Source organism: Amycolatopsis methanolica 239, assembly GCF_000739085.1.
GTDB classification, from domain to species: Bacteria; Actinomycetota; Actinomycetes; order Mycobacteriales; family Pseudonocardiaceae; genus Amycolatopsis_E; species Amycolatopsis_E methanolica.
Window position 1 is genome coordinate 3,456,702 of the sequence record NZ_CP009110.1, and the last position, 25,630, is coordinate 3,482,331.

General features: G+C 73.0%; 22 protein-coding genes and 1 pseudogene. 14 read left to right on the forward strand and 9 right to left on the reverse strand.

The features are described from left to right. Positions 1–483 precede the first annotated feature (483 nt). The 4 genes from AMETH_RS16715 (at position 484) to AMETH_RS40225 (ending at position 4,257) form a co-directional block, all read left to right on the forward strand. Entirely contained in the window at positions 484–1,485 is a 1,002-nt protein-coding gene (locus tag AMETH_RS16715) for a LacI family DNA-binding transcriptional regulator (RefSeq protein ID WP_017982260.1), read from the forward strand. Beyond that, positions 1,478–2,332, forward strand: a complete 855-nt coding sequence (locus AMETH_RS41525) for an FAD-dependent oxidoreductase (RefSeq protein WP_267283433.1) — start codon at positions 1,478–1,480, stop codon at positions 2,330–2,332. The genes AMETH_RS16715 and AMETH_RS41525 overlap by 8 nt, the downstream gene beginning before the upstream one ends. Next, a complete protein-coding gene (locus tag AMETH_RS41530) occupies positions 2,271–3,701 on the forward strand; it encodes an FAD-dependent oxidoreductase (protein WP_267283434.1) in 1,431 nt (476 codons plus the stop codon). The genes AMETH_RS41525 and AMETH_RS41530 overlap by 62 nt, the downstream gene beginning before the upstream one ends. A gap of 310 nt (positions 3,702–4,011) precedes the next feature. Beyond that, the gene (locus AMETH_RS40225) at positions 4,012–4,257 is read left to right on the forward strand and encodes an alpha/beta hydrolase (protein WP_017982261.1); all 246 of its coding nucleotides are present in this window, start codon (positions 4,012–4,014) and stop codon (positions 4,255–4,257) included. On the opposite strand, the gene AMETH_RS16730 is transcribed toward AMETH_RS40225, so the two are convergent. After that, positions 4,239–4,634 (reverse strand): DUF5313 family protein, encoded by a 396-nt coding sequence (locus AMETH_RS16730; protein ID WP_017982262.1) that lies wholly within the window; start codon positions 4,632–4,634, stop codon positions 4,239–4,241. The two genes, AMETH_RS40225 and AMETH_RS16730, sit on opposite strands and share 19 nt — an antisense overlap. A 71-nt stretch (positions 4,635–4,705) precedes the next feature. On the opposite strand from AMETH_RS16730, the gene AMETH_RS16735 reads away from it, so the two are divergent. Further along, on the forward strand, positions 4,706–5,179 hold the full coding sequence (locus tag AMETH_RS16735; protein ID WP_017982263.1) for a MarR family winged helix-turn-helix transcriptional regulator: 474 nt from the start codon (positions 4,706–4,708) through the stop codon (positions 5,177–5,179). Between the two features lie 136 nt (positions 5,180–5,315). Here AMETH_RS16735 and AMETH_RS16740 read toward each other — a convergent pair whose 3' ends face one another. Together AMETH_RS16740 and AMETH_RS36905 are read right to left on the reverse strand one after the other, a co-directional pair. Beyond that, a complete protein-coding gene (locus AMETH_RS16740) occupies positions 5,316–5,750 on the reverse strand; it encodes a Dps family protein (protein WP_017982264.1) in 435 nt (144 codons plus the stop codon). A 37-nt stretch (positions 5,751–5,787) separates the two neighbouring features. After that, positions 5,788–6,193, reverse strand: a pseudogene (locus AMETH_RS36905) (alpha/beta hydrolase); the annotation flags it as partial. Between the two features lie 182 nt (positions 6,194–6,375). Here AMETH_RS36905 and AMETH_RS16750 point away from each other — a divergent pair. Both AMETH_RS16750 and AMETH_RS16755 read left to right on the forward strand, forming a co-directional pair. Next, a complete protein-coding gene (locus tag AMETH_RS16750; protein WP_017982265.1) occupies positions 6,376–6,834 on the forward strand; it encodes a MarR family winged helix-turn-helix transcriptional regulator in 459 nt (152 codons plus the stop codon). A gap of 89 nt (positions 6,835–6,923) precedes the next feature. Next, positions 6,924–8,576 carry an amidohydrolase gene (locus AMETH_RS16755; protein WP_017982266.1) on the forward strand — a complete coding sequence of 551 codons (1,653 nt, stop codon included), beginning with the start codon at positions 6,924–6,926 and terminating at the stop codon, positions 8,574–8,576. A 1-nt stretch (position 8,577) separates the two neighbouring features. Here AMETH_RS16755 and AMETH_RS16760 read toward each other — a convergent pair whose 3' ends face one another. The 3 genes from AMETH_RS16760 to AMETH_RS16770 all read right to left on the reverse strand — a co-directional run bounded on the left by AMETH_RS16760 (position 8,578) and on the right by AMETH_RS16770 (position 11,649). Then, entirely contained in the window at positions 8,578–9,693 is a 1,116-nt protein-coding gene (locus AMETH_RS16760) for a DUF1015 family protein (protein ID WP_017982267.1), read from the reverse strand. A 23-nt stretch (positions 9,694–9,716) separates the two neighbouring features. Beyond that, positions 9,717–10,511 (reverse strand): alpha/beta fold hydrolase, encoded by a 795-nt coding sequence (locus AMETH_RS16765; RefSeq protein ID WP_017982268.1) that lies wholly within the window; start codon positions 10,509–10,511, stop codon positions 9,717–9,719. Between the two features lie 97 nt (positions 10,512–10,608). Beyond that, entirely contained in the window at positions 10,609–11,649 is a 1,041-nt protein-coding gene (locus AMETH_RS16770; protein WP_017982269.1) for an AraC family transcriptional regulator, read from the reverse strand. Between the two features lie 140 nt (positions 11,650–11,789). On the opposite strand from AMETH_RS16770, the gene AMETH_RS16775 reads away from it, so the two are divergent. From AMETH_RS16775 to AMETH_RS16795, 5 genes are all read left to right on the forward strand, one after another. Further along, entirely contained in the window at positions 11,790–13,277 is a 1,488-nt protein-coding gene (locus tag AMETH_RS16775; RefSeq protein WP_017982270.1) for a flavin-containing monooxygenase, read from the forward strand. Then, entirely contained in the window at positions 13,274–14,971 is a 1,698-nt protein-coding gene (locus AMETH_RS16780; protein WP_017982271.1) for an FAD-dependent oxidoreductase, read from the forward strand. The genes AMETH_RS16775 and AMETH_RS16780 overlap by 4 nt, the downstream gene beginning before the upstream one ends. Before the next feature lie 200 nt (positions 14,972–15,171). Further along, positions 15,172–15,792 carry an acetoacetate decarboxylase family protein gene (locus AMETH_RS16785; protein WP_017982272.1) on the forward strand — a complete coding sequence of 207 codons (621 nt, stop codon included), beginning with the start codon at positions 15,172–15,174 and terminating at the stop codon, positions 15,790–15,792. A 337-nt stretch (positions 15,793–16,129) separates the two neighbouring features. Continuing rightward, the gene (locus tag AMETH_RS16790; RefSeq protein ID WP_017982273.1) at positions 16,130–16,435 is read left to right on the forward strand and encodes a hypothetical protein; all 306 of its coding nucleotides are present in this window, start codon (positions 16,130–16,132) and stop codon (positions 16,433–16,435) included. A 599-nt stretch (positions 16,436–17,034) separates the two neighbouring features. Continuing rightward, on the forward strand, positions 17,035–17,343 hold the full coding sequence (locus tag AMETH_RS16795; RefSeq protein ID WP_026153109.1) for a hypothetical protein: 309 nt from the start codon (positions 17,035–17,037) through the stop codon (positions 17,341–17,343). A gap of 245 nt (positions 17,344–17,588) precedes the next feature. Here AMETH_RS16795 and AMETH_RS16800 read toward each other — a convergent pair whose 3' ends face one another. The 3 genes from AMETH_RS16800 to AMETH_RS40230 form a co-directional block, all read right to left on the reverse strand. Continuing rightward, entirely contained in the window at positions 17,589–20,372 is a 2,784-nt protein-coding gene (locus AMETH_RS16800; RefSeq protein WP_017982275.1) for a hypothetical protein, read from the reverse strand. Between the two features lie 320 nt (positions 20,373–20,692). Next, the gene (locus AMETH_RS16805; protein WP_017982277.1) at positions 20,693–21,322 is read right to left on the reverse strand and encodes a zinc-binding dehydrogenase; all 630 of its coding nucleotides are present in this window, start codon (positions 21,320–21,322) and stop codon (positions 20,693–20,695) included. After that, positions 21,322–21,663 carry an alcohol dehydrogenase catalytic domain-containing protein gene (locus AMETH_RS40230; protein ID WP_223843172.1) on the reverse strand — a complete coding sequence of 114 codons (342 nt, stop codon included), beginning with the start codon at positions 21,661–21,663 and terminating at the stop codon, positions 21,322–21,324. Before AMETH_RS40230 ends, AMETH_RS16805 begins: the two co-directional genes overlap by 1 nt. Positions 21,664–21,666: 3 nt before the next feature. On the opposite strand from AMETH_RS40230, the gene AMETH_RS16810 reads away from it, so the two are divergent. Then, positions 21,667–22,428: an AraC family transcriptional regulator gene (locus tag AMETH_RS16810; RefSeq protein ID WP_017982278.1), complete on the forward strand. Its 762-nt coding sequence runs from the start codon at positions 21,667–21,669 to the stop codon at positions 22,426–22,428. A gap of 56 nt (positions 22,429–22,484) precedes the next feature. After that, positions 22,485–25,628 carry an ATP-binding protein gene (locus AMETH_RS16815; protein ID WP_017982279.1) on the forward strand — a complete coding sequence of 1,048 codons (3,144 nt, stop codon included), beginning with the start codon at positions 22,485–22,487 and terminating at the stop codon, positions 25,626–25,628. Positions 25,629–25,630 lie beyond the last annotated feature (2 nt).

Sequence of the window (25,630 nt, forward strand, 5' to 3'; positions counted from 1 at the left end):
GGGAATTGGCGTAGGCCAGGCAGATGCCGCCGGGCGCGTCGTGCGGCGCGTAGTACAGGTAGTAGCGGCCCAGCGCGTTGCGCACCCGGCCGTGCCGCGGACGCACGGGAAGATCAGCTCGCCGGTCGGGTTGTACTTGAGCGCGCTCTTGTCGAACGCGGTGCGCAGGAACCGGTAGTCGGGGAAGCCCGCGGGGCGGCCTGCGCGGGGACGGCGGGGACGGCGAAGGCCGCCAGGCCCAGCCCGGCGGCGACCTTGAGCGTGGCCCGGCGGGAGAGCTCGGTCATTCGGTGACTCCCTTTCGTCGGCGTTGACGACACGGGACTGTCCGTGGCCTGTTCGAGCGACGTCAAGGTGCTAATACGTATTAGTCCCGTCCTCGTCCGGTGTCGGACAAGTTCCTTGACACTGTTCTCCTCGTGCCAGAGCCTCGCCTAATCCGCATTAGCCACAGCGGGAGGTCGCATGCCGTCCAGGCGTGACATGCCCCGGCAGGCCGACATCGCCCGCATCGCCGGCGTCTCGCAGGCCACGGTGTTGGTCGTGCTCGGCGGCCGGTCCGGGGTCCGGATGGCCGAGTCGACGCGCCGCCGGGTCCTCGAAGTGGCCGAGAACCTGGGGTACGTGCCGCACCCGGTCGCGACCCGGTTGGCGTCGGCGCCCTCGAACATGCTCGGCCTCTACACCTTCCGCGCCACGTTCCCGATGGAGGTGGCCGACTCCTACTACCCGATCCTGGTCGGCGTCGAGGAGGAGGCCGCGGCGCTCGGCCAGGATCTGATCCTGTTCACCGGGCTGAGCGGCGCGGAGGCGTCCGGGGAGGCCTCGATCCGGCGCACCCGCGTCGCCGACGGCTGCCTGTTCTTCGGGCGGCACGTGCCCGAGGAACCGATCGCGAAGCTGGTCGACTCCGGCTTCCCGCTCGTCTACATCGGACGGCGGGAGGAGCTCGGCGGCCGCATCCCGTTCGTGGGCGCGGATTACGTGGCGGCCTCGGCCGAGGTCGCCACGCGGCTCGCCGGGCTCGGACACCGGAACCTGCTGTACGTGCGGGAAGCCGACGAAGCACCCTCCTCGGCCGACCGTGAACGCGGCCTCCGCCAGGCGGCGCCGGACGCGCGGATCGTCCGCCTCGACGGGCCCGCCCTGACCACGGACACGGTCCGCGGCTGGCTCGCCGAGGGCATCACCGCGATCGACGTGGAGGAAACCGACACCGGTGCCGCCTACACCGCGGTGCGCCGGGCGCTCGACGCGGCCGGACTGTCCACACCGGACGACCTGTCGCTCGCGGTGCTCGGCCGCCCGCCGGGGGACGAGCCGGTCAGCGGCTTCGACATCCCGCGCCGCGAGATGGGCCGGCGCGCCGTGCGCCTGCTCGTCGACCTGATCACCGAAACCGGGACCACGCCGCAGCAGCTGCTGCGGTGCCCGCCCGTGGCCGGCACGACCGCCGGCCCCGCACCGGAGAGGGACCATGCCTGAACTCGACACCGAAATCCTCGTCGTCGGCGGCGGACTCGGCGGCGTGGCCGCCGCGCTGGCCGCGGCGGGCGGCGGGCACCGGGTCGTGCTCACCGAGGAGACCGACTGGCTCGGCGGCCGGCTCACCGCGCAGGCGGTGCCGCCGGACGAGAACCCGTGGATCGAGCGGTTCGGCTCGACCGCGACCTACCGCCGCCTGCGCGAGGGCATCCGCGGCTACTACCGGCGCCACTACCAGCTGCGGGCGGAGGCCGCGCGCCTGACCGACCCCAACCCCGGCTCAGGCCGGGTCAGCAAGCTGTGCCACGAGCCGCGGGTCGCGTTGGCGGTGCTGGAGGCCATGCTCGCCCCGCACCGCGCGGCCGGGCGCGTCACCGTCCTGCTCGAACACCGCCCGGTGGCGGCCGAGACGACCGGCGACCGCGTGGACGCGGTCACGCTGGAGGGCCGGGACGGCGCCCGCACCACCGTGCGCGCCGGCTACGTCCTGGACGCCACCGAGAACGGCGACCTGCTGCCGATGACCGGCACCGAGTTCGCCGTGGGCGCCGAGTCGCGCGACGAGCACGGCGAGCCGCACGCCCCCGAGCACGCCGATCCGGCCAACCTGCAGGGCATCACCTACTGCTTCGCGTTGTTCCACCACGCCGGGCAGGACCACGTGATCGACCGGCCGGAGATGTACGACTTCTGGCGGTCCTGCACCCCGGAGTTCTGGCCCGGCCCGCTGCTTGGGGTTCCGCGCGCCCGACCCGCGCACGCTGGAACCGGTCGAGCGGACCTTCGTGCCCAACCCGGACGGCGACCCGCTCGCGATCACCGCCGACCAGAGCGCCGACGCCCGTGACAAGGAGCTGTGGGGCTTCCGCCGGATCCTGGCCCGCGGCCTGCACGAGGCCGGGGCGTTCGACTCCGACATCACCCTGGTCAACTGGCCGCTCAACGACTACTGGCTGCGGCCCGCGCTGGAGATCGACGGCCACACCGGCCCGGACGACGTCGCCCGCGCCCACCACGAGGCCAAGCAGCTGTCGTTGTCAGTGCTGTACTGGCCGCGGACCGAGGCGCCGCGCGCGGACGGCGGCACCGGCTTCCCCGGGCTGAAGCTGCGGCACGACGTCACCGGTACCGCGGACGGCCTCGCGAAATCCGCGTACGTGCGGGAATCGCGGCGGATCAAGGCGGTCACCACCGTCACCGAGCAGGACGTCTCGCTGGACGTCCTCGGCCCGCACGGGCGCAAGCGGCACGCCGACTCGGTCGGCATCGGCAGCTACCGCATCGACCTCCACCCCTCGACCTCCGGTGACAACTACGTCGACGTCGCCAGCGTGCCGTTCGAGATCCCGCTCGGCGCGCTGCTGCCGCGGCGGGTGCGCAACCTGGTGCCGGGCGCGAAGAACATCGGCACGACGCACATCACCAACGGCTGCTACCGGCTGCATCCGGTGGAGTGGAACGTCGGCGAGGTCGCCGGGCACCTGGGCGGTTTCGCGCTGCGCCGCGGCGTGGGACCACACCAGGTCCGCGACCGAGACCCGCCGCCGCGGCGCCCGGCGCACGTGGTCGGTCAAGGCCGCCCGGCCGAGCGCGTGGGTCCGGCGCGGCGACGCGCCCTGGTACGCGCTGCTCACCCCGCTGGTGCCGATCGTGCTCGCGCTCGGGGCGAAGGTGCCGATCGTGCCGTCGCTGCTGGCGGGTGTGCTGTTCGCGCTGCTGACCACCACCCGGTGGGGCAACCTCAACGGGCAGGCGCTGCGCTCACTCTACAAGGCGTTCGACGTGGCCGCGCCGCCGATCGTGTTGTTCATCGCGATCGGGATGCTGCTGGCCGCCGTGAAGCTGCCCGGCGCGAAGTCCGCGCTGACGCCGATCGTGTCGGCGATCAGCCCGGCGGGCGCGATCGCGTTCGTGCTGGTGTTCACGGTGCTGGTGCCGCTGTGCCTGTTCCGCGGCCGCTCAACGTGTTCGGCCTCGGCGCCGGGGTCGCCGGCGTGCTGGTGTCCGGCGGGATCTACCCGATGCCCGCGGTGGTCGGCCTGATGGCCTCCTACAACCAGATGTTCAGCGTCTCCGACCCGACGAGCACCCAGACGGTGTGGAGCGCGCAGTACGCCGGGGTGCGGCCGGAGCGGGCGATGATCCCGACCCTGCCCTACACCTGGGTGGTCGCGCTGGGCGGGATGATCCTGACCGCCGTGCTCTACCTGCCGTGAAGCTGCTGACGGCCGACGGGCTGGCACTCGACGCCCGTCGGCACCCCGGGGACGGCCCGGTGGTGGTGCTGGCGCACGGGATCACCGGCGACCTGACCGAGAACGGGCTGTTCGACGCGCTGGCGGGCAGGCTGACCGGGCACGGCTTCGAGGTGCTGCGGCTCTCGTTCCGGGGGCACGGCGTGAGCGCGGGCCGGCCGCGGGTGACGATCGCGGCCGCGCGGGGCCGCGGGGTCGCGGTGGCGGCGTCCAGCTTCGGCGCGGTGAGCACGACCCTGTCGTTGCCGGAGCTGGGCGACCGGCTGTCCGGGTGGTGCTGTGGCAGCCGGTGCTCGACCCGCACGGGGCGTTCCTGGCGAGCACCGTGCCCGCGCTGGTGCTGCACGGCGACGCCGACGAGCACGCGCCCTACGAGGTGGCGCGGGATGCCGCGCTGGCCCGGAACCACACGAGCTGGTGCAGCATTTCCAGCGCCGGGCACGGGTTCCGCGGGGCGGCCGCGGAAGTGCTGGACCGGACGGTGGACCGGCTGGTGGCCTACTGCGGCGAGCGGTAGCGCGCGATGTAGCGCTCCTTGACCTCCCGCTCGGCCTCCTCCTTGGCTTCGGCGCGCACCTTGCGGGCGGTGCCGTAGGGGTAGCCGTGCTTGCGGAGCCGGTTCTCGACGCTCTCCTCGGCGTAGACGAGGGAGTAGAAGAACCCGACGATCCCGGCCATGAGCACCAGGCTCAGCCGCAGGGTGAGCGGGCCGGGCAGCAGCAGCCAGACCAGCATGAGGGGCAGGAGCAGCACCGAGGCCCGCGCCGCGTGCCGCCACAGCCAGGTCTTGGCGGTCACGTCGTGCAGGACCCAGGTGCGGTGCTGCTCGGGCAGGCGGCCGCCGAGGGCGTACCACAGCCACTGGAGGGGATTGGGGCGTCGGCGCTCGGTCACGTCTCCCACAGTACCCTAAAAGTTAGTGCGTTAATTATCAGTGCCCTCACGGATGGAGTAGGCTCGGCCACATGACCGCGATCGACCTGGGCGAGAACCCGCTGGCGCTGGACCGGCAGGTGTGCTTCGCCCTGTCCGTGGCCTCCCGCAGCGTCATCGGGATCTACCGGCCGCTGCTCAAGCCCTACGGCCTCACCCACCCGCAGTACCTGGTGCTGCTCGCGCTGTGGGACCGCGCGCCCCGGTCGGTGAAGGACCTGGCCGAGACCCTGCGCCAGGAGCCGGCCACGTTGTCGCCCCTGCTCAAGCGGCTGGAGGCGCTGGGCTACCTGACGCGGGAACGCAACCGCTCCGACGAGCGGGCGCTGATGGTCGACCTGACCGAGTCCGGCCGGGACCTGCGCGCTGAGGCCGAGAAGATCCCGTACCGGGTCGTGGAGACGCTCGGCATGGAGGTCGCCGAGCTGGAGCAGCTGCACGCCGCGCTGGCCCGCGTCATCGCCGCGACCGGAAACGCCGGTGCGGAGCGCGACGAGACCGGTTGACGCAGGGATTCCCGGGAGTGCCAGTTTTTCCGGCAGCACTTCCGAAAGGCGTCCTCCCGCGCATCCTGTCCGGTTCACCGCGCGGACGGGTCTGGCCCGGCACCTGCGTCACTGACGCGACCGGCGCCGACGGTGCTCAGCGGGTTTGGGCCTGGAACATCCAGTGCTGCTTCTCCAGGTCGGCGGCGATGCCGATGAGGAGGTCCTGGCTCACCGGGTCGGGCTCGCCGGTGGCCGCGGTCCCGGCGCGCAGGCCGGTGATCGTGGCGGCCAGGATGCCGGCCTCGGCCGCGGCCCGGTCGGCCAGCGGTCCGGCCGGCAGGCCGGGCAGCGTGGACTCGGCGGCGACCGTGCTCGCGCGGCCGTCCGGGGAGACCCCGAGCGCGGCCAGGCGCTCGGCGACGCTGTCGGCGTGCTCGCGGGTGGCGGCGGCCAGCTCGTCCAGGTGCAGGTGGACGGCGCGGAAGTGCGGGCCGGTGACGTTCCAGTGCGCCTGCTTGGCCGGCAGGCCCAGGTCGATCAGATCGGTGAGCGTCCGCTGGAGTGCGGTGGCGACGGTCTTGGTGGCCACCTCGTCGAGGATTACTTCGGTCCCTTCCTTCGGGAATTCAGCCCTGCAGTGCCTTCTTCAGCACCGCGACCGCCTGGTTGATGGCGGCTTCCGCGGCGTTGGTCTCAGCGCGTTGAGCATCACGAAGTCGTGGATGACGCCCTGGTAGCGCACGGCGGTGACGGGGACGCCGGCCTGGCGCAGCTTGTTCGCGTAGGCCTCGCCCTCGTCGCGGAGCGCGTCGGCCTCGGCGACGATCCACCGCGCGGCGGCGTAGCTCTGCTCGAGCGCGACCGGGTAGCGCGCCTCGGGGGAGCGGTCGTAGTCCGGGAAGACCACGGCCGTGCCGGTGCCGCCATCTCGCGGATCAGCCGGTCGTGGGTGTGCGCGTTGCCGAACACCCAGCCCGCGCCGTGGATGTAGAGGACGACGGGCAGCGTGCCGGTGGCGCCCGCGGGGCGCAAGGTTGTGCGGGTTGGCGGTCATCGCTGTCTCCCTGAGGCTTCGGGGACCGGGTCGCTCGCGATCGATCTGTCACATCAAAATATCTTGTGCACAACTGAATTGCGTACTATGTCATGTGTCACCCCTGGATGGCACGCCACCGGCCGATGGGGGATGATCGAGTGCTGACCAAGGAGGAGTCATGGCCGAACCGGCCGCACCGCGGCTCGACGATCAGGTCTGCTTCGCGCTGTACGCCGCGTCCCGCGCGGTCACCTCGCTCTACCGGCCGCTGCTCGACGAGCTGGGCCTGACCTACCCGCAGTACCTGGTGATGCTGGCGCTGTGGGAGCACGGCGAGCTGTCCGTCAAGGATCTTGGGCAGGCGCTGTCGCTGGACTCGGGGACGCTGTCGCCGCTGCTCAAGAGACTGGAGAAGCTGGAGTTCGTCCGGCGGGAGCGCCGCGCCGACGACGAGCGCTCGGTGTGCATCCGGCTGACGGACAAGGGCGACGGGCTGCGGTCGAAGGCCGTGCCGCTGCCGGGCGTGATCGGCGACGCGATGGGCCTGCCGCTGGACGAGCTGGAGGCACTGCGCGCGACGCTGCGCGGGCTCACCGCGTCGGTCAACGCCTACCGCGAGTCTCGGCCGGGCGTATAACGACCTATACGGCGCGGCGCTGGTGCGTGCGGCCGGGTGACCCGGACCCCTAGTCTGCGGGGAAGGGCCCCCGACCGAGAGGATTCCACGTGCTCGACCTGCTGGTGCGCAATGTCCGTGCGCTGACCGTGTCCGACGAGCGTCCCCGCGCGCACACCGTGGGCGTGCTGCACGGGCGGATCGTCGGCCTCGACGAGGAGGTCGAGGGCCTGGCCGCCCGCACCGTGGTGGACGGCGGCGGCGCGGTGCTCACGCCCGGTTTCGCCGACGCGCACAACCACATGGTCTGGTACGGCCTGTCGCTGGCCGAGATCGACCTGTCCGGCTGCCGCACGCTGGACGAGCTGTACGACATGGTCGCCGCGCGGGCCGCCGAACTGCCGTCGGACGCGTGGGTGATCGGCTCGAAGTACGACGACTTCGTGCTGGGCGGGCACCCCGACCGCGCCGCGCTGGACCGCGCCGGCGGCGGGCGCGCGGTGTGGCTCAAGCACCGGTCGGCGCACATGTGCACGGTGAGCTCCGCGATCCTCGCCCAGGCCGGCGTGCTCGACGGCTCGGCGCGCGTGCCCGAGGGCGGGGTGGTGGCCCGCGACGACGACGGCGCACCCACCGGCCTGCTCGGCGAGCAGGCCCAGCAGCTGGTGGACGTGCTGGTCAAGCCCTACCCGGTGGAGGAGCTGGCGGCGGCGATCGAGCGCGCCGCGAAGGTCTACGTCAGCGAGGGGCTCACCGCGGTGACCGAGGCCGGGATCGGCGGCGGCTGGATCGGGCACAGCCCGGCCGAGGCGACGGCCTACCACCTGGCGCGCGAACGCGGAGCGCTGCCGCTGCGGGTGGAGCTGATGCCGGCCAGCGAGGTGCTGCACCCGCTCGGCGGCAACCCGGCCGACACCGGCTCGATCGGCGTCGACCTGGGCCTGCGCAGCGGGTTCGGCGACGAGTTCCTGCGCCTGGGCCCGATGAAGATCTTCACCGACGGCGCGCTGAGCAGCCGGACCGCCGCACTGACCGAGCCGTTCTGCTCGCACGGCGGGCTCGGCGTGCTGCAGGACGATCCGAAGGTGCTGCGGGACACCATCGTCGCCGCGCACCGCAGCGGGTGGCGGGTGGCCGCGCACGCGATCGGCGACCGCGCCATCGACCTGACGCTGGACGCGTTCGAGGAGGCCCAGCGGGTGCTGCCGCGCCCGGACGTGCGGCACCGCATCGAGCACGCCGCGATGGTGCGGCCGGACCAGCTGCCGCGGCTGGTCGCGCTCGGGGTGGTCCCGGTGCCGCAGGCCCGGTTCCTGGCCGAGATCGGCGACACGATGGCCGAGGCGCTGGGCGAGGCGCGGGTGCCGTGGCTGTACCGGCAGAAGTCCTTCGTGGACGCCGGGCTGCGGGTGCCGGGCAGCTCCGACCGGCCGTGCGTCGGCGTCGGCGCGCCGCTGGCCGGCCTGCGGTCGATGATCGAGCGGACGACCAGCGCCGGGGTGGTGCTGAGCCCGGACGAGCGGGTCGGCGCGGAAGAGGCGCTGCGGGCCTGCACCGCGCACCCGGCGTGGGCTTCCCACCAGGAACACGAACGCGGCCGGCTCGTCCCGGGCCTGCGCGCGGACATGGTGCTGCTCGACGACGACCCGACCACGGTGCCGAGCGAGCGGATCAGCGAGATCGGCGTGCTGGCGACGTTCGTCGGCGGCCGCTGCGTGCACGGTGCGGACGGGCTGCGGGCCGACGGGCCGGCGCCGGTCTGAGTCACGCCTCCAGGGCGGCGAGCAGCAGCCCGCTGCGCGGCTTCGGGGTGAAGTACGTGCTCTTGCGCGGCATGCGGCGGCCCTGCGCGTGCGCGGCGAGCACTTCGGACAGCGGGACGGGCGCCAGGCGCAGCACGGCGTCCGTCCCCGGTCCGGGGGAGTGCTCGTCGGGCAGCGCGTGCACGTGCGGGCCTTCCGGGTCGAGGCCGAGTGCCCTGTCCAGCAACAGGTTCTCCACCAGGGCGTGGTCCGGTCCACCGCCGGGCAGTGCCACCAGCAGCTCGCCGCCGCGGGCGGAGACGGTCACTGTGCCGGGCTCAACGGCGTCCACTTCGGACACTTCGCGCACGGTCAGCCCGGCGGCGCGCCACGCGGCGGTCAGTTCGCGGACATCGAGTCCGGTGCCGCTGATCGTGCGGTGGATCGCGCCGATGTGCAGGTCCGGCCCCGCGGTCACCAGGGCCAGCAGCGGCGTGCCTGCCTCGGCCGCGGCGGCCACGCGGTGGTTGCCGTCGGCCACCAGCAGGGGCGCGGCGCGCACGGCGGCGAGCAACCGGTCCTGCTCGTCGCCGGGACCGGTGAGCCACAACCGGTGCGAGCGGCCCGCGCCGTCGGTCAGGTCCACCGCGGGATCACCGCGCATCGCGGCCAGCGCGGCGGGCGTGAGTCCGTCGCCGGTGACCGGCACCAGCATGGCCGCGCTCGTCGCGCAGCCGAGCGCCCGCAGCGCCGCGGCGCGTTCGACGACGACACCGGCGTAGACCTCCTCGCTGTGCCGGATCCGCGCGCCGACCGCGGACGGGTCGACCAGGCACAGCACCCCCGCCGCGGTCCCGTCGCGCCCGGCGATGCGGTACGGCGCCACCACCTCGCGCACGCGCCGGTAGTCCCGTTCCCGCAACCGGTCCAGCATCGCGCGCGCCGCGGGCAGGGCTTCCCGCAGCGAAGCCGCACCCGGCCGCCGGTGCGGGTGCTGCACCGCCAGCAGCGAATCACCCGGGGTCGCGGCCAGAGCCGCGGTGATCTCGTCGGCGTCGGCGAACTCGTCCACGTCCGGACCGGTCACCGGCCCGTGGGGCACCCAGCCGGTGCCGATCGCGCGCGCCCATTCCGCCATACCCCGATCCTGCCGGACCGGGCTCAGCTCGCCTGCGACAGCTCGCGGGTCTCGTCCCGCGCCCAGCGGGCCAGGCGCGGCGCCGCGGCCAGGTAGAAGTCCGGGTCCAGCCCCATGCCGGTGTGCGTGCTGTGGATCTCGGCGCACTCGGCGTACGGGTCCAGGCACAGCTGCCACGGCGCGATCGCGTCTTCGCGCGAGTACACCGCCAGCGCGGGCACCTCCGGCGGCAGGGGCGCGGCCAGCGCCTTGATGTTCTCGTCGTAGCACGGCCCGGTGAAGCAGTCCAGGTCCATCAGGCCAGGAATGCCCAAAGTGGACAGACGGGCGAGGACGCGGGCGACCCGCACCACCTTCGGGTGCGCGCCGAGCGGATCCAGCACGGGGCTGCCGAGCATCACCAGTCCGCACACCAGATCCGGGCGGCGGATCGCGGCCAGCCGCGCCAGCCAGCCCCCGCGGCTCTGCCCGATGATCACCACGCGGCCGCCGGTCTCCTCGGCGTGCTGCTCCAGCCGGGCCTCGATGCGGTCGACCAGTTCGGTGGTGCACCCGACGTTGAAACCGATCCGGGACCCGGCAGGCCGGTACCCGCGCGCCTTCAGCCACGCGCTCGCCAGGGTCATGCTGCGATCGCCGAACCCGAAACCGGGCACCAGCAGCACACCCAGCCCGCCGCCCTCCTCGGGGTCCCTGGGCCGCCAGATCGGATGACGCAGTAGTCGCGGGAAGTCCAGCAGGGCCAGCAACAGGTGCTCGCGCGTAGCGGTGCGGATGGTTTCGCCCGCTTCACGCGCGGGCTGGAGCAGCGTCAACATGTGCGGCCTCCTCGCAACTGAAGAGACCATTGATCTACCCAGAATCCGCGCGGTTGACACCTGGAGCCGTATCCCACCGTCGAAAGGGGACGCGAAGTCAGCCCCGTCTCCCGGACCGCAGGTACCGTGCCGGGGTCGTGCCGGTCCACCGGCGGAACGCGTAGATGAAACTCGACGCCTCCGCGTATCCCAGCCGCAGCGCCACATCCTCCACCGACAGCGCGCCGGTCGCGAGCATCTCCTCGGCGAGCGCCTGCCGGACCTCGTCGAGCAGGCCGCGGAAACTGGTGCCGGCGTCCTCCAGCCGCCGCCGCAGGGTCCGGGTGCTGACGTTGAGCTCCCGCGCCACGTCCTCCATCGCGAGCGTGCCCCCGACGCGGATCAGCTTGTCCCGAACCTGGTGCGCGATGCCGGAGCGGGCGCGGCGCCGGCTGACCAGCTCACGGCACTGCGCCTCGCACAACGCGACCGTGTGCTCACTGGCCTGCGGCAGCGGCTGCCCCAGTGCGGCCGCGTCGATCGCCACGTGGTGCGCGGGCGCGCCGAACACCGGCCGGCACCCGAAGACCTCCTCGTACCGGCCCGGATCGGGTGGCGCGGGGAACCGGAACTCCAGGCGCCGCACGTTCAGGCCGCCGGGCAGGAGGTCGTGCATCACCGTGTGGATCGCGCTGACGTCGCGCTCCAGCAGGAACCGGCGCACGTCGTGCGGCAGCCCGTCGTCCCGCAGCTCGAAGCGCAGCTCCTCGGCGGCCAGCTCGACCACCGGCAGGCAGAAGATGAAGCTGAGGTCGAGGTAACGCAGGGCGAAAGTGATCGCGTCGCGCAGCGTCGGGCTGCTGATGCAGGCGAACCCGAAGACGCCGAACGTGGTGACCCGGTAGCGGACACCGGCGTCCAGGCCGAGGCCGGGCGGGTCGCCCAGCTCCCGCACGAGGTTGCGTGCGACGGTCAGTTCCTGGTGCGCGTCGACCTGCGCCGCCGGGTCGTCCAGGCGCGCCGTGGGCAGGCCGGTGCCGCGCAGCAGGGCGTCCCGCGGCACCCCGCGCTCGGCCCCGAAGCGGACGAGCAGGGCGACGCTGGCGACGCCGCGGGGGAAGTCCCAGTCCCGGACGGCGACGGGCAGCTGCTGACTCATGGCCGGAAGTATGGATTCCGCCGGTCACCGGCCCGCGACCGGGGTGGCCGAAAATCTCGGTTTCCTGGCCGCTGGTCTCTGTGGCGGAGTGAGCCGCAGCACTTACTGTGGAGTAGCCCCACTCACCGCCGAGGAGCAGCATGGCACGCACCACCGCCCACCGACCGCCGTCCGTCGTCATCATCGGCGCCGGGTTCGGCGGCCTGGCCGTCGCGACCGAACTGGTCCGCGCCGGTTTCCGCGACTTCACCATCCTGGAGAGAGCGGACGAGATCGGCGGGGTGTGGCGGGAGAACACCTACCCCGGCGCCGGGTGCGACATCCCGTCGCCGCTGTACTCGTTCTCCCACCGGCCCAACCCGGACTGGCCGATGCGGTTCTCCCTGCAGGCCGACATCAAGGGCTACCTCGAGGAGGTCGCCCGCGAGTACGGGGTGACCGACCGGATCCGGTTCGGCACCGGCGTCGCCGGGGCGGAATTCGACGAGGCCACCGGCCGGTGGCGCGTGCGCACCGAAGCCGGCGAGGTCATCGAGGCCGGCGTCCTGGTGCCCGCCGTGGGCCAGCTGTCCCAGCCTGCGATGCCGGACCTGCCGGGCCGCGAGTCCTTCCGCGGGCGGGCTTTCCACTCCGCGGCCTGGGACCACGACGCCGACCTCACCGGCAAGCGGGTCGCGGTGATCGGCACCGGCGCCAGCGCGATCCAGTTCGTGCCGAAGCTGCAGCAGATCGCCGCCCACGTGACGGTGTTCCAGCGGTCGGCGCCGTGGATCGTGCCCAAGAACGACATCGCTTACCAGCCCTGGCACCGCGCGATGTTCCGCCGCCTGCCGGTCACCCAGAAGATCGAGCGTTTCCGGATCTGGCTGATCTGCGAGTTCCTCTCGCTCGGGCTCGTTGACCTCCCGGTCGTGCGCCGGTACCTGGAACGGCTGGCGAGCAGGCACCTGGAGAGCCAGGTGCCCGACCCGGAGCTGCGCGCCAAGCTCACGCCGGACTACGAGCCCGGGTGCAAGCGGGCGCTGTTCTCCAACGAGTACTACCCGGCGCTGACCCGGCCCAACGTCACCGTCGAAACCGAGAAGATCGTCGAGATCGTGCCCGAGGGCGTGCGCACCGCCGACGGCGTGGTGCACGAGGCGGACGTGCTGGTGTACGGCACCGGGTTCCGCGCCACCGACTTCCTGGTCCCGATGACGGTGCGCGGCCGCGGCGGGGCGGAGCTGGCCGACACCTGGCGCGACGGCGCGTGGGCCTACCTCGGCATCACCGTGCCGCAGTTCCCGAACCTGTTCCTCGTGTACGGGCCCAACACGAACCTGGGGGGCAACTCGATCGTCTACATGCTCGAGTCGCAGGCCCGCTACATCGTGCAGGCGGTGCGCGCGCTGGCGAGCAGGCCGGGCGTGGCGCTCGACGTCAAGCCCGAGGTCGCCGCGCGCTTCGACACCGTCCTGCAGCGCAAGCTTGGCCGCTCGGTGTGGACCCGCTGTTCCAGCTGGTACCGCAACGAGGCGGGCCGGATCGTCAACAACTGGCCAGGCACGGTCACGCAGTACCGGCTGAAGACCCGGACCCTGGATCTGAACGACTACCGCGCGATCGCGGCGGGAGGGGACGGCGCATGACCGGCGAGCTGGACTACGACGTCGTGGTGATCGGCTCGGGTTTCGGGGGCAGCGTGAGCGCGCTGCGCCTGACGGAGAAGGGCTACCGGGTCGGGGTGCTCGAGGCGGGCCGCCGGTTCGCCGACGACGAGTTCGCCAAGACCTCGTGGCGGCTGCGGAAGTACCTGTGGGCGCCGCTGCTGGGCTGCTTCGGCATACAGCGGCTGACGTTGCTGCGCGACACCTTCATCCTGAGCGGCAGCGGTGTCGGCGGCGGGTCGCTGGTCTACGCCAACACGCTGTACGAGCCGCCGGCGCGGTTCTACGCCGACCCGCAGTGGGCGCACATCACGGACTGGCGCGACGAGCTGGCGCCCTACTACGACCAGGCGAAGCGGATGCTGGGTGTCACCCAGTACCCGGGCACCACGCGGGCCGACCGGGTGCTGCGGGAGGTGGCCGAGGACATGGGCATCGCCCACACGTTCCGGCCGACGCCGGTCGGGGTGCTGTTCGCGACCGGTGCCCAGATGCCCGGCGAGGAGGTGCCGGACCCGTTCTTCGGCGGTGTCGGCCCGGCCCGCCGCACGTGCCTCAACTGCGGGTCCTGCATGACCGGGTGCCGCCACGGCGCGAAGAACACGCTGGTGAAGAACTACCTGCACCTCGCCGAGCGGGCGGGCGCGGTGGTGCACCCGCTGACCACGGTGGTGGACGTCCGCCCGTGTCCCGGCGGCGGGTACGAGGTGAGCACCGTCCGCACCGGGTCGCGCAGGCGCCGCCGGACTTTCACCTGCGAGCAGGTCGTGTTCGCCGCGTCCGCACTGGGCACGCAGCGGCTGCTGCACCGGCTGCGTGACCGCGGTTCGCTGCCGAAGATCTCAAAGCGGCTCGGATACCTGTCGCGCACCAACTCCGAGGCGATCCTGGCGGTGCGCTCGCGCGACAAGAACGCCGACTACACCGACGGAGTCGCGATCACCTCGTCGATGCATCCGGATGAGGTCACGCACGTCGAGCCCGTGCGGTACGGCAAGGGCAGCAACCTGATGAGCCTGCTCGCCACGGTGCTGGTGGACGGCAAGGACGGGCACCGGCGGTGGGTGCTGGGCCTGCGGGAGCTGGCGCGGCACTGGCGGGAGCTGCCGCGCATCCAGAACCCGCGGAAGTGGTCGGAGCAGATGGTGGGCCTGCTGGTGATGCAGAGCCTGGACAACTCGGTGACCACCTACACGCGGCGGGGCCTGTTCGGCCGCCGGATGACGACGCGCCAGGGCGACGACGCGCCGAACCCGATGTGGATCCCGCACGGGCACGAGGTCGCGCGGCGGGTGGCGGAGAAGATCGACGGCGTGCCCCAGGGCGCCTGGACCGACATGGCGAACATCCCGCTGACCGGGCACTTCATCGGCGGCTGCGCGATCGGCGACTCCCCGGAGACCGGTGTGGTCGACCCCTACCAGCGGCTGTACGGCTATCCCGGCCTGCACGTCGTGGACGGCTCGGCGATCTCGGCGAACCTGGGGGTGAACCCGTCCCTGACGATCACCGCCCAGGCCGAACGGGCGCTCGCGCTGTGGCCGAACAACGGCGAGACCGACCAGCGGCCGCCAGTGGGTGCGCCCTACGCCCGGCTGGCCCCGGTGGCGCCGAAGAACCCCGTGGTGCCCGAGGCCGCGCCGGGCGCGCTGCGCCTGCCGGTCACGCCGGTCTGAGCCGGTGACCCTTGTGGTGGGAGCCGGTGGTGGCGGTTCGGCCGCCACCACCACGCGGCCATTCCGGTGCGGGCCGGGCAGCCGCCTCGCCTCATTCGCCGCGGTGCGGGAGCGGGTGCGCGTTCTGCTACTCCGTTCGAGGCTGCCGTCCGGCCTCGACCGCGGCGGTTGTCCTGTCCCTCCGAGCTGAGGTTTCGCTGATGTCCGATCCGACCGAGTACCCGCCCGAGCCCTGGCGCCTGCGTGGCCACATGCACGTCTCCGCCTGGTGCGTGCCCGTCGGGGAGCTGCCCGGACTGCCGCCGGGCGTGCGGCCGCTCACCGTGGCCGGGTGGGCGGCCGTGCTCGCCGCGTGGGTCGACTACCAGCCGCCCAGTGTGCTGTCGTATCGGGAGCTCATGGTGACCGTCGTCGCGCGCGGCGGGATCGTCGTCACCATCCCGCACATCTGGGTCGACAGCCCGGCCTCCCTGGCCGGCGGGCGCGCCCTGTGGCACATCCCGAAGGAGCTCGCCGACTTCACCCTCGCCGACGAACCGGACTTCGCCGCGGAGGCCCGCGCGGACGGGGATCTGCTGGCGGGCGCGGAGTTCCGGCGCCGCCGCGCGCTGCCGGTTCGGTTGCCGCTGGCGTTCTCGGTCCTGCAGCGCGGCCCCAAGCGCAGCGGCGTGCGGGTGGCCGCCCGGTTCGGGGTGGCCCGATCGGTGTGGCGGGTCGGCGCGGGCGGCCCGCTGGCGTTCCTGGCCGGGCGCCGGCCGCTGCTCAGCCTGGTCGCCAGGGACTTCCGGATGCGGTTCGGTGTCGGCCGGAGCACCGAATGACACTCTTGTAAGTCACCCGCGTGGTCTAATCTGCGTGTCGAATCCGGCCACGGCCCGTGTCCGTTACTCCACCTGATCGGGCGGTTTGATCGCGGCACGACCGGATCGCGCCACACTCGATCACGGCGAGTGAGGACCGGCGCTCGCGTTGTCGCAGCGCATGACGGTGCGGCTCTTCCCGGCCCTCTGGACGCGTTCCAAACGTCGTTCGTCCGGGTGAGCCCGGACGGCTCGCGCGATCACCGAACTTCCCGATCACCGGCTGCTAGCGTCTTCCGTGCTCGCGACGGGGTCACCCGGAGCGGGCGGAACTGTAGCCGAGCGATCGGATGAGAGAGTGCTGAAGAAGTCTGCGATTGTCGCCGCTGCCGCGGCCGGTTTCATGATGATCGGTTCCCCGGCCTTCGCCACGCAGGGCGCGTGGGACGAGGGTGGCGACACCGGCCAGCTGGGCCTGCTCAACGTCGACGACGTCGCCAACGACAACAACGTCGGTGTCTGCGACAACAACGTCAACGTCCTGGGTGTCCAGGTGGCGGACGCGCTGGAGGGTGTCGGCGCGACTGTGCCGATCCTGTCGGGCGCTTCGGACGCGCAGTCCGGCGACGCGCCGGACACCTGCGTCGCCGAGGCCGACAACTGAGGTCGCGGCAACGACCCTGAACCGGCTCCGCCGGCCGGGGTACTGTGCACGGGTGCGGACGGGAATCACTGGTACTGATTCCCGTCCGCGCCTTTTCTTCGGGTAGGGAAAACGTGAACACCCGCATTCGAATTCGGATGCGGGTGTTTTTTCGTGCGCGGGAACGGGCTTGCGGGGTGGCGCTCGCGGTGGCCACTGTGCCTGGACGGCTGCCGAGGCGCCTCCGGACAGTGGGTCGGAGGCGAATTGCATGCCGGTAAGCCACACGTCCGGGCTAATTGCCCGAACTCGTCTGTTCACGTTGCGTGTCCACTTCTCCACCTGATCGAGGGGTTTAGACGCTGTACAACCGGCGTTCTGCGCGGTCGATCACGGCGCGTGAAAACCGGATTGAGGGAAAGGGGCGGATAATCGCAGCGCATCGCCTATGGGTGCGCGGAAGACTGGTTCGCGGCTACCGAAACGTCGTTCGTCCGGGTGATGGCGACGGGCCCGTGCAATTGCTTTCGGCGCACCTTGCCGGCTGATAATGTCTGCCGTGCTCGCGACGGAAGTCTCGTCGCGGCGGAACTGTAGTCGAGTTGATGGGGAATAAAAAGGTGCTCAAGAAGTCCGCAATTGTTGCCGCTGCTGCGGCCGGTTTCATGATGATCGGTTCCCCGGCCTTCGCCACGCAGGGCGGGGGATGGGACGACGGCGGCGACACCGGTCAGCTGGGTCTGATCAACGTCGACGACGTTCTCAACGACAACAACGTCGGTGTCTGCGACAACAACGTCAACGTGCTCGGCGTCCAGGTGGCCGACGCCCTGAACGGCGTGGGCGTGACCGTGCCGATCCTGACCGGCGCCTCCGAGGCCGACTCGGGCTCCGCCCCGGACACCTGCATCGCCGAGGCCGACAACTGAGACCGGACCCCACGGGGTCCTGGGTCGACCGACCCTGATCCGGCTGAGAGTCCCGGTGCGGTCTGACTGCACTCCGGATCCCCGGGACGGTTTTCTGGGTGAGAGCCGGCCGGGTCACGGAAAAAACGGGTGCGGACGGGAATTACTGGTACTAATTCCCGTCCGCACCCGGTGTTTCTTCGGGTAGAACAACGACGAGCACCCGTATTCGACGCGAATGCGGGTGTTTCGTCGTGTCCGCGATCTTAGCTTCCGGCCGGTTGGGGCGCGACTCCGTCGGGTGCGCCGGTGCCCTCCGTCACCTCCGGCAGGCCGGCCGCTTCGGCCAGCTCCCTGGACACCACGTACTCGGCCAGCTGCCTGCCGAGTTCGGTGTAGGCACCGAACTTGCCGTCATCGAAGAACTGGTCGCTCGTGCCGTCCCGCGGGAACTCCGGGTGGTGCGCGGCGTAGGACAGCAGCTCGTAGGGCAGGTCACGCCACAGCAGCGCCTTCGCCACGATCAGCCGCCCCACCCCAGCCTGACCGCTCTCGGGCGGGTAGTGGATCGTCCCGGTGATCACCGGGCTCTCCGACAGCCTGCTGTTGAGGTTGCTGAGCGGGTGCTCGGGTTCGAGCGGTTCGCCGCCGCCGGGTTCGGCCCGCCACGGGTCGTCGAGGGTGACCCGCACGCCCAGCTCCTGGGCGGCCAGCGCGAGCGCCGACGCCAGCCCGCCGGCCGTCGGTGGCGCGTCCGCGCCCGCGTCGATGCAGTAGATCGTCGTGCAGCGGCGGCGGAACAGCTCGACCAAGCCCAGGTTGTCGTAGTGCCCGCCGTCGGTGACGTGCAGCAGCCGGTCGGCGTGCGAGTGGATGCCGAGGACCTCACGCAGCAGGTAAGGCAGCCGGCGCGCGTGCGGGAGCGTGGGATAGGCCCAGGCGGCGCGGTCGGTGCGCGGCGGGCAGCGCAGCAGCACGTCCGGATTGGGCAGCCAGGTGCCCAGCCGCGCGCCGGACAGGGCGAGCAGGATCTGGTACCAGCGCGAGGCGCGGCCCATCGACGACGCGAACGCCGCGCCGCTGATCGCGACCGCGCCCTGGACGGTCAGGTCCCGCCGGAACCGGGCCGGCACCGACTCCTGCAACCGCGCGGTCTCGATCCAGCCGACGTCGGGGCCGCCGACCCAGCCGCTGCTCATCGTGTAGGAGACGGCGCCGAGGCCGGGAGAGGTGCGGCCCTCGCCGGTGAGGTTCGCGGCCGCCGCGAACACGACCCGCGGGAAGTTGTCGGCGTGGCCGTAGGTCGCGAGGGAGCTGCGCTCGGTGCTCGGGTAGGGCGCGGCGACGACCTGCCCGTCGGCGCGGCGGACCCGGCGCACGGCGAACGTGCGCGCCAGCCGTTCCCGGTAGAAGGGGTGCAGGCTGAGCGAGGTCTCGTCGATCAGCCCGCCGACGACGATCAGCACGACGACGAGGCCTAGCGCGGACCACAGCAGGTCCGGCTCGCCCAGCGGCGTGATCACCGAGGCGAACAGCAGCAGCCAGGCCAGGGCGAGGACGGTGGTCGTGATGATCACCAGGAGGCGCTGGGTGAGGCTGGTTGGCAGCGCCGCGGTGAGCGCGTCGAGTGAGTCCCGCGCCTTGGTGACCACCTTGCGGTTGCGCCACCCCATCGTCGCCAGGGCGGACACGTAGGTCAGCAGCAGCGCGACGAACGGGCTGCCGAGCGTGATCGAGGGCGGGGTGAGGGTGAGCAACCGGTCGGCCAGCCAGGCGAGCGCGGGCAGGCCGAGGGTGAGCAGCGCGATCAGGGCGGCGAGCAGCGCGAGCCTGCTGGACAGGCGCCGGGCGATCTGGCGCAGCAACGGCTTCGCCGGCGTGATCCAGCGGGCTACCAGGGAGATCACGGCGGCGAACAGCAGGGTCAGGCCCAGTGACAGCAGCGCGCCGAGCCGGGGCGCGGGGTAGCTGCCGTCGGCGGGGAAGGCGGTGAGCGGGACCTGCTGGTAGAGCCAGCCGGTGACCACGCCCAGCACGACCGCGGGGGCGAACACCAGGAACAGCGACAGCACCAGGCCGCGGGCGATCACGCCGAGTGCGATGAGCAGCTCGGCGCGCGTGTTGGCGAGGTAGCTGACGTGCCGCCGGACGTGGTCCTCCTCAACGCTGCCGGGGCCGAACGCGGTTTCCGGTGTCGCGACCGGACGGCCGGCGGGCGCCTCCTTCGGGCCGGCTGCCGCGGTGAGGGCCTGCACCAGCGCACCCGCGGTGTAGCCGCCGCCGGAGACGGACACCAGGTACTGGGCGCCGAGCAGCCGCTGCCGCAGCGGCTGGAGCGCGCCGAGCGCGACACTGGCCGAGCGGATCCCGCCGCCGGACAGGGCGAACCCGGTGCCGCCGGTCGGTTCGCCCGGCGGCAGGTGGTAGCCGTTGCGCCACCGGGTGGCCGCCGTGGTTTCGCCTTGCTCGCAGGCGCCGTCGGGGTCGTCCGGGTTGAGGGCGGCGGAGCAGACGCCGTCGGGCGGGTCCTGCTTCACCGGCCGCGCCGAGCGGAGCAGGGCGAGCACGATGCCGTAGAGCGCGAGCAGGAGCGCCGGGAGCAGGCCGGTGAACTTGGTGACCGCGGCCGCGGTGGCCAGTTCGAGCAGGACGGGGGCGGGATCGCGCCTGGTGACCAGCAGGAAGACGTTCTCCAGGACGTCCGAGACGACCGCGACCAGCCCGGCGATGCGGCCGAAGCGGGCGACCTCGTGCATCGCGGTGCCCGGCTGGCAGACCCACAGCGCGGCGGTGGTGCCCAGCAGCACGGCGAGCCCGTACCCGGCGATCAGCGCGAAGTCCCACCAGAGGGTGGCGGCGGTGCCCGGCGGGAACGGCAGCGGCTGGCCGCGGCCGCCGAGCTGACGTCCCACGATCCCGGAGTCCGCGGCGAAGGCCAGGTACACCCCGGCGCCGAGAGCGGCGAGCAGGACAGCGGCGACGGCGGTCGAGGCCGCCCTGCCCCGCCCCGGGACCTCGCCCGCCCTGGGCAGCAGCTCACGCCAGCGCATCCTCGCCTCCCCAGCGGATCCGCACAGTACTGCGTGGAGTGTGGTGGCGGTGGCTCCCGGTGTAAAGGCGGGGCCGGACGAACAGCCCGTAACCGTTATGCGTGCACCGGTTCGGCGAGCACGTTCCGGAGGACAGGCTCGAGGTCCGCGTCGAGCACCGCCCGGAGCGCACGGCGAAGGTGGACACGGATTTCGCGGCCGTGTCCGGTCATCGCACGCGTGCGTCGGGAGCGGGGCGACTCCGAATTGGCTGCGGACAGCCGCTCTCCGAGGATCCGCAGAGGCTATCGGCGCCACTCCGGTGGCGATCCCGCAACCGGTCAGGGCACGAGGACCACCTTTTCCGTGGCCTGGTCGTCCTCCATGTGGCGGTCGGCTTCGGCGATCTCGTCGAGTCCGGAGACGCGGTCGACGTGCGGGTGCAGGACCCCGGCCTCGACCTGGTCGACGACCCGCCGCAGCACGTGCGCGCCCGCCGCGCCGCGCAGGATGTCGCTGTGGAAGGCGGTCAATCGGGTGCCCGTGGGGATCATCGCGATCGGCTCGAAGGCGGGGATCACCCAGCCGCTGAGCGCGCCCGCCACGCACACGGTTCCGCCCGGACGGACCAGCCGCAGCGAGTCCAGCGCCGTGCTCGTCCCGACCAGGTCGAGGACGTGATCGGTGCCCTCCGGCCACCCGGCGATCGTCAGCGGCCCGCCGTCGTCGACGAGGACGTGGTCGGCGGCCAGGGCGGCGGCCTTGTGCGGCCGCCGGGTCGTGGCGGCGGTCTCGACCCCGAGCGCGGCCGCGATCGACGCCGCCGCCATCCCCACCGACGAGGTGCCGCCGCGGATCAGCAACCGCTCGCCGCGGGCGACGTCCAGCGCGTCCAGCGCGCCCTGCGCCGTCAGGTACGTCTCGGGCAGCGCGGCGAGCGTTTCCCACGGCAGGCTCGTCCTGACCGGCATCAGCAAATCGTTGGGCAGCAACGCGAATTCCGCGTAACCACCGTCGAACGCTGTCCCATCTCGCCCATCACCGCGGCGACGGTGCTGCCCTCCGCCAGCCGCGGGTCCGTCGACGCCGCCAGCTCGCCCACGCACTCGATTCCCAGCACCCGCGGGAACACCACGAAGGGGGAGTGGCCCCGGCGGGTCCGCAGCTCCGACCGGTTCAGCCCGGCGCCCCGCACCCGCACGAGGCTCCAGCCCTCCCGGACCGCCAGCCCGGGTGCACACCGCCGCTCGTCGTCTTCATGCGACCAACTGTCGCGGGCGCCGGGGGTGGCGGGCCACCGGTAGGATGCCAACGCATGCCGATCGGCCGCCAACCTACCTCCTCCCGGATCTGGCCGTCCGGCGGCGCGCACCTGTGGCCGCCGGGCGGGACGAGCGCCGATCACACCCACCCGCCAGGGCACGTGGTGTACGCGGCCCAGGGGGTGCTGTCCGTGCACACCGAGGGCAGCACGTCGATCGTTCCCGCCAACCGCGTCGCGTGGATCCCGGCGGGCTGCCCGCACCACCACCGCGCGCACGGCCACACCGACATGCGGATCGTGTTCCTGCCGCCGTCGCTGGCCCGGCTGGCGCCCGCCCGCCCCGCCGTGTTCCTTGCCGGCGCGCTCGCCAGGGAGGTTCTGCTCGCCTTGACCGGTCCCCGCGACCGGGGCCGCGCCGCGAACGCGCGGCTCCACCGGGTGCTCCTCGATGAGCTCCGCGAGGCGGGCGAGCAGCCGCTGCAGCTGCCGGAACCCCGCGACGACCGGCTGCGGGCGGTCGCGCGGACGCTGTACGAGCAGCCCGCTGACAACACGCCGCTGGCCGAGCTGGGGCGGCGGACCGCGGCCAGCGCCCGCACCCTCAGCAGGCTCTTCCGCGGCGAGCTCGGCATGACCTTCTACCAGTGGCGCACGCAGCTGCGTGTCTACCACGCGCTCGTCCTGCTGGCCGAGGGCCACGACACCACCCACGTCGCGCACGCCTGCGGCTGGTCGAACCCCAGCAGTTTCATCGAGGCCTTCGCCGCCGTCGTCGGCACCACCCCGGGCCGCTACCGGGCCGACACACGGTGAGGCGGAACCGTTATCCGGCGGACAATCCGGACATCGGCGCGCTAGCGTCTGGGGTGATGGACACCCACCTCGAACCCGCCCTGATCGGCCGCGACCACCCGGCCGGCCTGCTGCGCGCCGAGATCGGGCGGGCGGTGGACAGCCACGGCGGGCTCGTGCTGGTCACCGGGGAGCCCGGGATCGGCAAGACCACGCTGGTCACCGGCGCGGCGGACGAGGCCCGCCGGCTGGGGGCGCTCGTCCTCGGCGGCGCGTGCTGGGACTCCGGCAGCGCGCCCGGCTACTGGCCGTGGGTGCAGGTGCTGCGCGGGCTGCGGCGCACCGCGACCGCGCAGGAGTGGGTAGCGGTCGAGCGGGAGGCCGGGGGCGGGCTGGCGGTGCTGCTGGGCGAGGCGGACCCGCGGGAGACGCCGGACGGATTCCGCCTGTACGACGCCGTCACCAGCGCGCTGGTCACCGCCTCGCACAGCCGTCCGGTCGTGGTCGCGCTGGACGACCTGCACTGGGCCGACTCCGCCTCCCTCAGGCTGCTCGAGTTCGCCGCCGGGCACACCTGGTTCGAGCGGCTCCTGCTGATCGGCACGTACCGCGACGCGGAGGTCGAGGTCGCCGACCACCCGCTGCGGCCGCTGCTGTCCTCCCTGGTCGCCAAAGCGCGCACGATCACGCTCACCGGCCTGGCGCCGGACGAGGTCGGCAGGCTCATTGCCCGCACCGTGGGCGAGACCCCGGGCCAGGACGTCGTGGCCGAGGTGTACCGGCGCACCGGCGGCAACCCGTTCTTCGTCGAGCAGGCCGCGAGGCTGTGGCACAGCGGCGGATCGGTCACCGCGATCGCGCCCGGGGTGCGGGACGCGGTCCGCCGCCGCCTGTCGCTGCTGCCGGAACCGGTCGTCAGGCTGCTGACCACCGCCGCGGTGCTCGGGCAGCAGTTCCACCGCCAGGTGCTCGCCGCGGTCGCCGCGATCCCCGCCGCGCCCGCCGACCGGCTGCTCGACCAGGCCGTGTCCGCGCGGCTGGTCACCGTTCGTGGCGGCGGCCGGTTCGCCTTCGCCCACGACCTGGTGCGCGAGACGCTCTATGACTCCCTCGGCGAGGACGAGGCCCGCGAACGCCACGCCGCGGTGGTCACCGCGCTGGAGGGCACCCCCGCGCTCGCGGACCGGATCCTGCCCGCCGAAGCCGCGCGGCACGCCTACCTCGCCGGCCCGCTGGTGCCGCCGTCGCGGGCGGTGGACCTGCTCGTCGCGGCGGGGCGGGCCGCGTCCGGCCGGATGGCGTTCGAGGAAGCCATCGGGCACTTCCGCCGCGCCGCCGGCATCGCAGGCGAGCCGCGGCGTCGCGTGCTCGTGCTGCTCGAACTGGGCGGCGAGCTGCACCACTTCGACGAGACCGCCGAGGGCTGGGCGGTGTTCGAGGAGGCCGGCGCCCAGACTCGGGCACTGGGCGATGCGGAGCTGCTGGCCCGCGTGGCCCTGACCGCCTACCGCTGGGGCGACGACGCGGAGCGCGCCGACCTGAAGACGGGGCTGATGGCGGAGGCGCACCGCGCGCTGATCGGTCCGGGCGAGGCCGAGCGCCCCCTGGGGGACCGGGCCAGGGAGGTGATCGTCCAGCTGGGCAGGCTCGCCCGCGAGGACGGCGACGACGAGGCGCTCGGCTTCAGCCTGTCCACGCTGCACGACTCGATCTGGGGGCTGGGCACGGCCGCCGAGCGCGAAGCGCTGATGGCGGAGCTGGCGGAGGTCGCGCACCGCAGCGGGGACACCGAGACCGAGCAGTACGCCACCTCGCTGCGCTGGGTGGCGCTGCTGGAGCTGGCCGATCCGCGTTACTTCGACCAGATGCGGGCGTTCGTGACGCTCGCCGAGCGGGGCGACTCCCGCCGGATGCAGTTCGGCGCGCAGATCGACCAGAGCATCCTGGCCGGGTTCCAGGGCCGCTTCGCCGACGCGGAGGCCCTGTTCGACGGTGTCCTGTCGACGCCGGAACAGGTGCACCACAGCCACTTCCTGCCGATGCTGCGCCACCACCGGTGGTCGCTGCTGCTGCAGCAGGGCCGGTTCGACGAGCTCGCCGAGTTCCACGCCTCGCTCGGCCCCGGCGATCACCCCTACCCGGGACTGCTGGAGGCCACCACCGCGGCGCAGCGCGGCGATATGGCCGCGGCGGCCGGGTACCTGGCCGGGCTGGGGGAGCGGCCGCCGTTCCCGCGCTCGTACCTGCCGATGTTCCTCCGGTTGCAGGCGCAGACCGCGGCGGGCACCGGCGACGCACGGCTGGCCGAGCGGGCCAGGGAAGCGATGCTGCCCTACGACGGGCAGTGGCTGGTGTCGGTGTTCGGGTTCGAGATCAGCGGCCCGGTGACCCTGTGGCTGGGGAAGCTGGCCGCGGCGGGGCGGTCCTGGGACGAGGCGCTGGCGCGGTACCGCGCGGCCGAGCGGTCGGCCGAGTCGATGCGGGCCCGCCCGTGGGTGCTGGAGGCCCGGCTGGCGCGGGCCGCCGCGCTGCTGGACCGAGCGGCGCCGGGCGACGAGCGGGAAGCCGCGGCGCTGCTGGACGCGGTCGCCGCCGAGGCGGCCGAGCTGGGCCTGCGGCACGTGCCGGAACGCGTGCGCCGCCTGCGCGCCCGGCGCGACGAGCCGGCCGCCACCGGGGAGTTCCGGTTCACCGGCACGACGTGGACGCTCGCGCTGGCCGGGCGCACGGTGCACCTGCCGGACGCCAAAGGCCTGCGGGACCTGCACTTCCTGCTCAGCCGCCCGGGCACCGACGTGCCCGCGGTGCGGTTGCTGGACCCGGCGGGCGGCGAGGTGGTGGTGGCCGCCCGGCGCCTCGGCGGGGACGAGGTCCTCGACGACACGGCGAAGGCGGCCTACCGGCGCCGCCTCGCCGTGCTGGACGACGAGATCGACGCGGCGGCCGCCCGCGGCGACGACGACAGAGCCGCCCGGCTCGACAGCGAGCGGGCGGCCCTGCTGGCGGAACTGCGTGCCGCCGCCGGTCTCGGCGGGCGCACCCGGCGTCTCGGGGACGAGGCCGAGCGCGCCCGCAAGACCGTGACCGCCCGGATCCGGGACACGCTGCGCCGGCTGGACGGTCGCCACCCCCAGCTCGCCGAGCACCTGCGGGCGACCGTCTCGACCGGCGCGAGCTGCCGCTACGACCCGGGCGACCCCGGCATCACCTGGCGGTTCTGACG

What these genes read in the sequence shown, in the direction of transcription:
- AMETH_RS16715 (WP_017982260.1), top strand. Translation starts at nt 484, where the DNA reads ATGCCCCGGCAGGCCGACATCGCCCGCATCGCCGGCGTCTCGCAGGCC.
- AMETH_RS16805 (WP_017982277.1), bottom strand. Translation starts at nt 21,322, where the DNA reads ATGCCGGTCAGGACGAGCCTGCCGTGGGAAACGCTCGCCGCGCTGCCC.
- AMETH_RS16780 (WP_017982271.1), top strand. Translation starts at nt 13,274, where the DNA reads ATGACCGGCGAGCTGGACTACGACGTCGTGGTGATCGGCTCGGGTTTC.
- AMETH_RS16760 (WP_017982267.1), bottom strand. Translation starts at nt 9,693, where the DNA reads ATGGCGGAATGGGCGCGCGCGATCGGCACCGGCTGGGTGCCCCACGGG.
- AMETH_RS16815 (WP_017982279.1), top strand. Translation starts at nt 22,485, where the DNA reads ATGGACACCCACCTCGAACCCGCCCTGATCGGCCGCGACCACCCGGCC.
- AMETH_RS16750 (WP_017982265.1), top strand. Translation starts at nt 6,376, where the DNA reads ATGGCCGAACCGGCCGCACCGCGGCTCGACGATCAGGTCTGCTTCGCG.
- AMETH_RS41525 (WP_267283433.1), top strand. Translation starts at nt 1,478, where the DNA reads ATGCCTGAACTCGACACCGAAATCCTCGTCGTCGGCGGCGGACTCGGC.
- AMETH_RS16810 (WP_017982278.1), top strand. Translation starts at nt 21,667, where the DNA reads ATGCCGATCGGCCGCCAACCTACCTCCTCCCGGATCTGGCCGTCCGGC.
- AMETH_RS16735 (WP_017982263.1), top strand. Translation starts at nt 4,706, where the DNA reads ATGACCGCGATCGACCTGGGCGAGAACCCGCTGGCGCTGGACCGGCAG.
- AMETH_RS16765 (WP_017982268.1), bottom strand. Translation starts at nt 10,511, where the DNA reads ATGTTGACGCTGCTCCAGCCCGCGCGTGAAGCGGGCGAAACCATCCGC.
- AMETH_RS16800 (WP_017982275.1), bottom strand. Translation starts at nt 20,372, where the DNA reads ATGCGCTGGCGTGAGCTGCTGCCCAGGGCGGGCGAGGTCCCGGGGCGG.
- AMETH_RS16775 (WP_017982270.1), top strand. Translation starts at nt 11,790, where the DNA reads ATGGCACGCACCACCGCCCACCGACCGCCGTCCGTCGTCATCATCGGC.
- AMETH_RS16770 (WP_017982269.1), bottom strand. Translation starts at nt 11,649, where the DNA reads ATGAGTCAGCAGCTGCCCGTCGCCGTCCGGGACTGGGACTTCCCCCGC.
- AMETH_RS16785 (WP_017982272.1), top strand. Translation starts at nt 15,172, where the DNA reads ATGTCCGATCCGACCGAGTACCCGCCCGAGCCCTGGCGCCTGCGTGGC.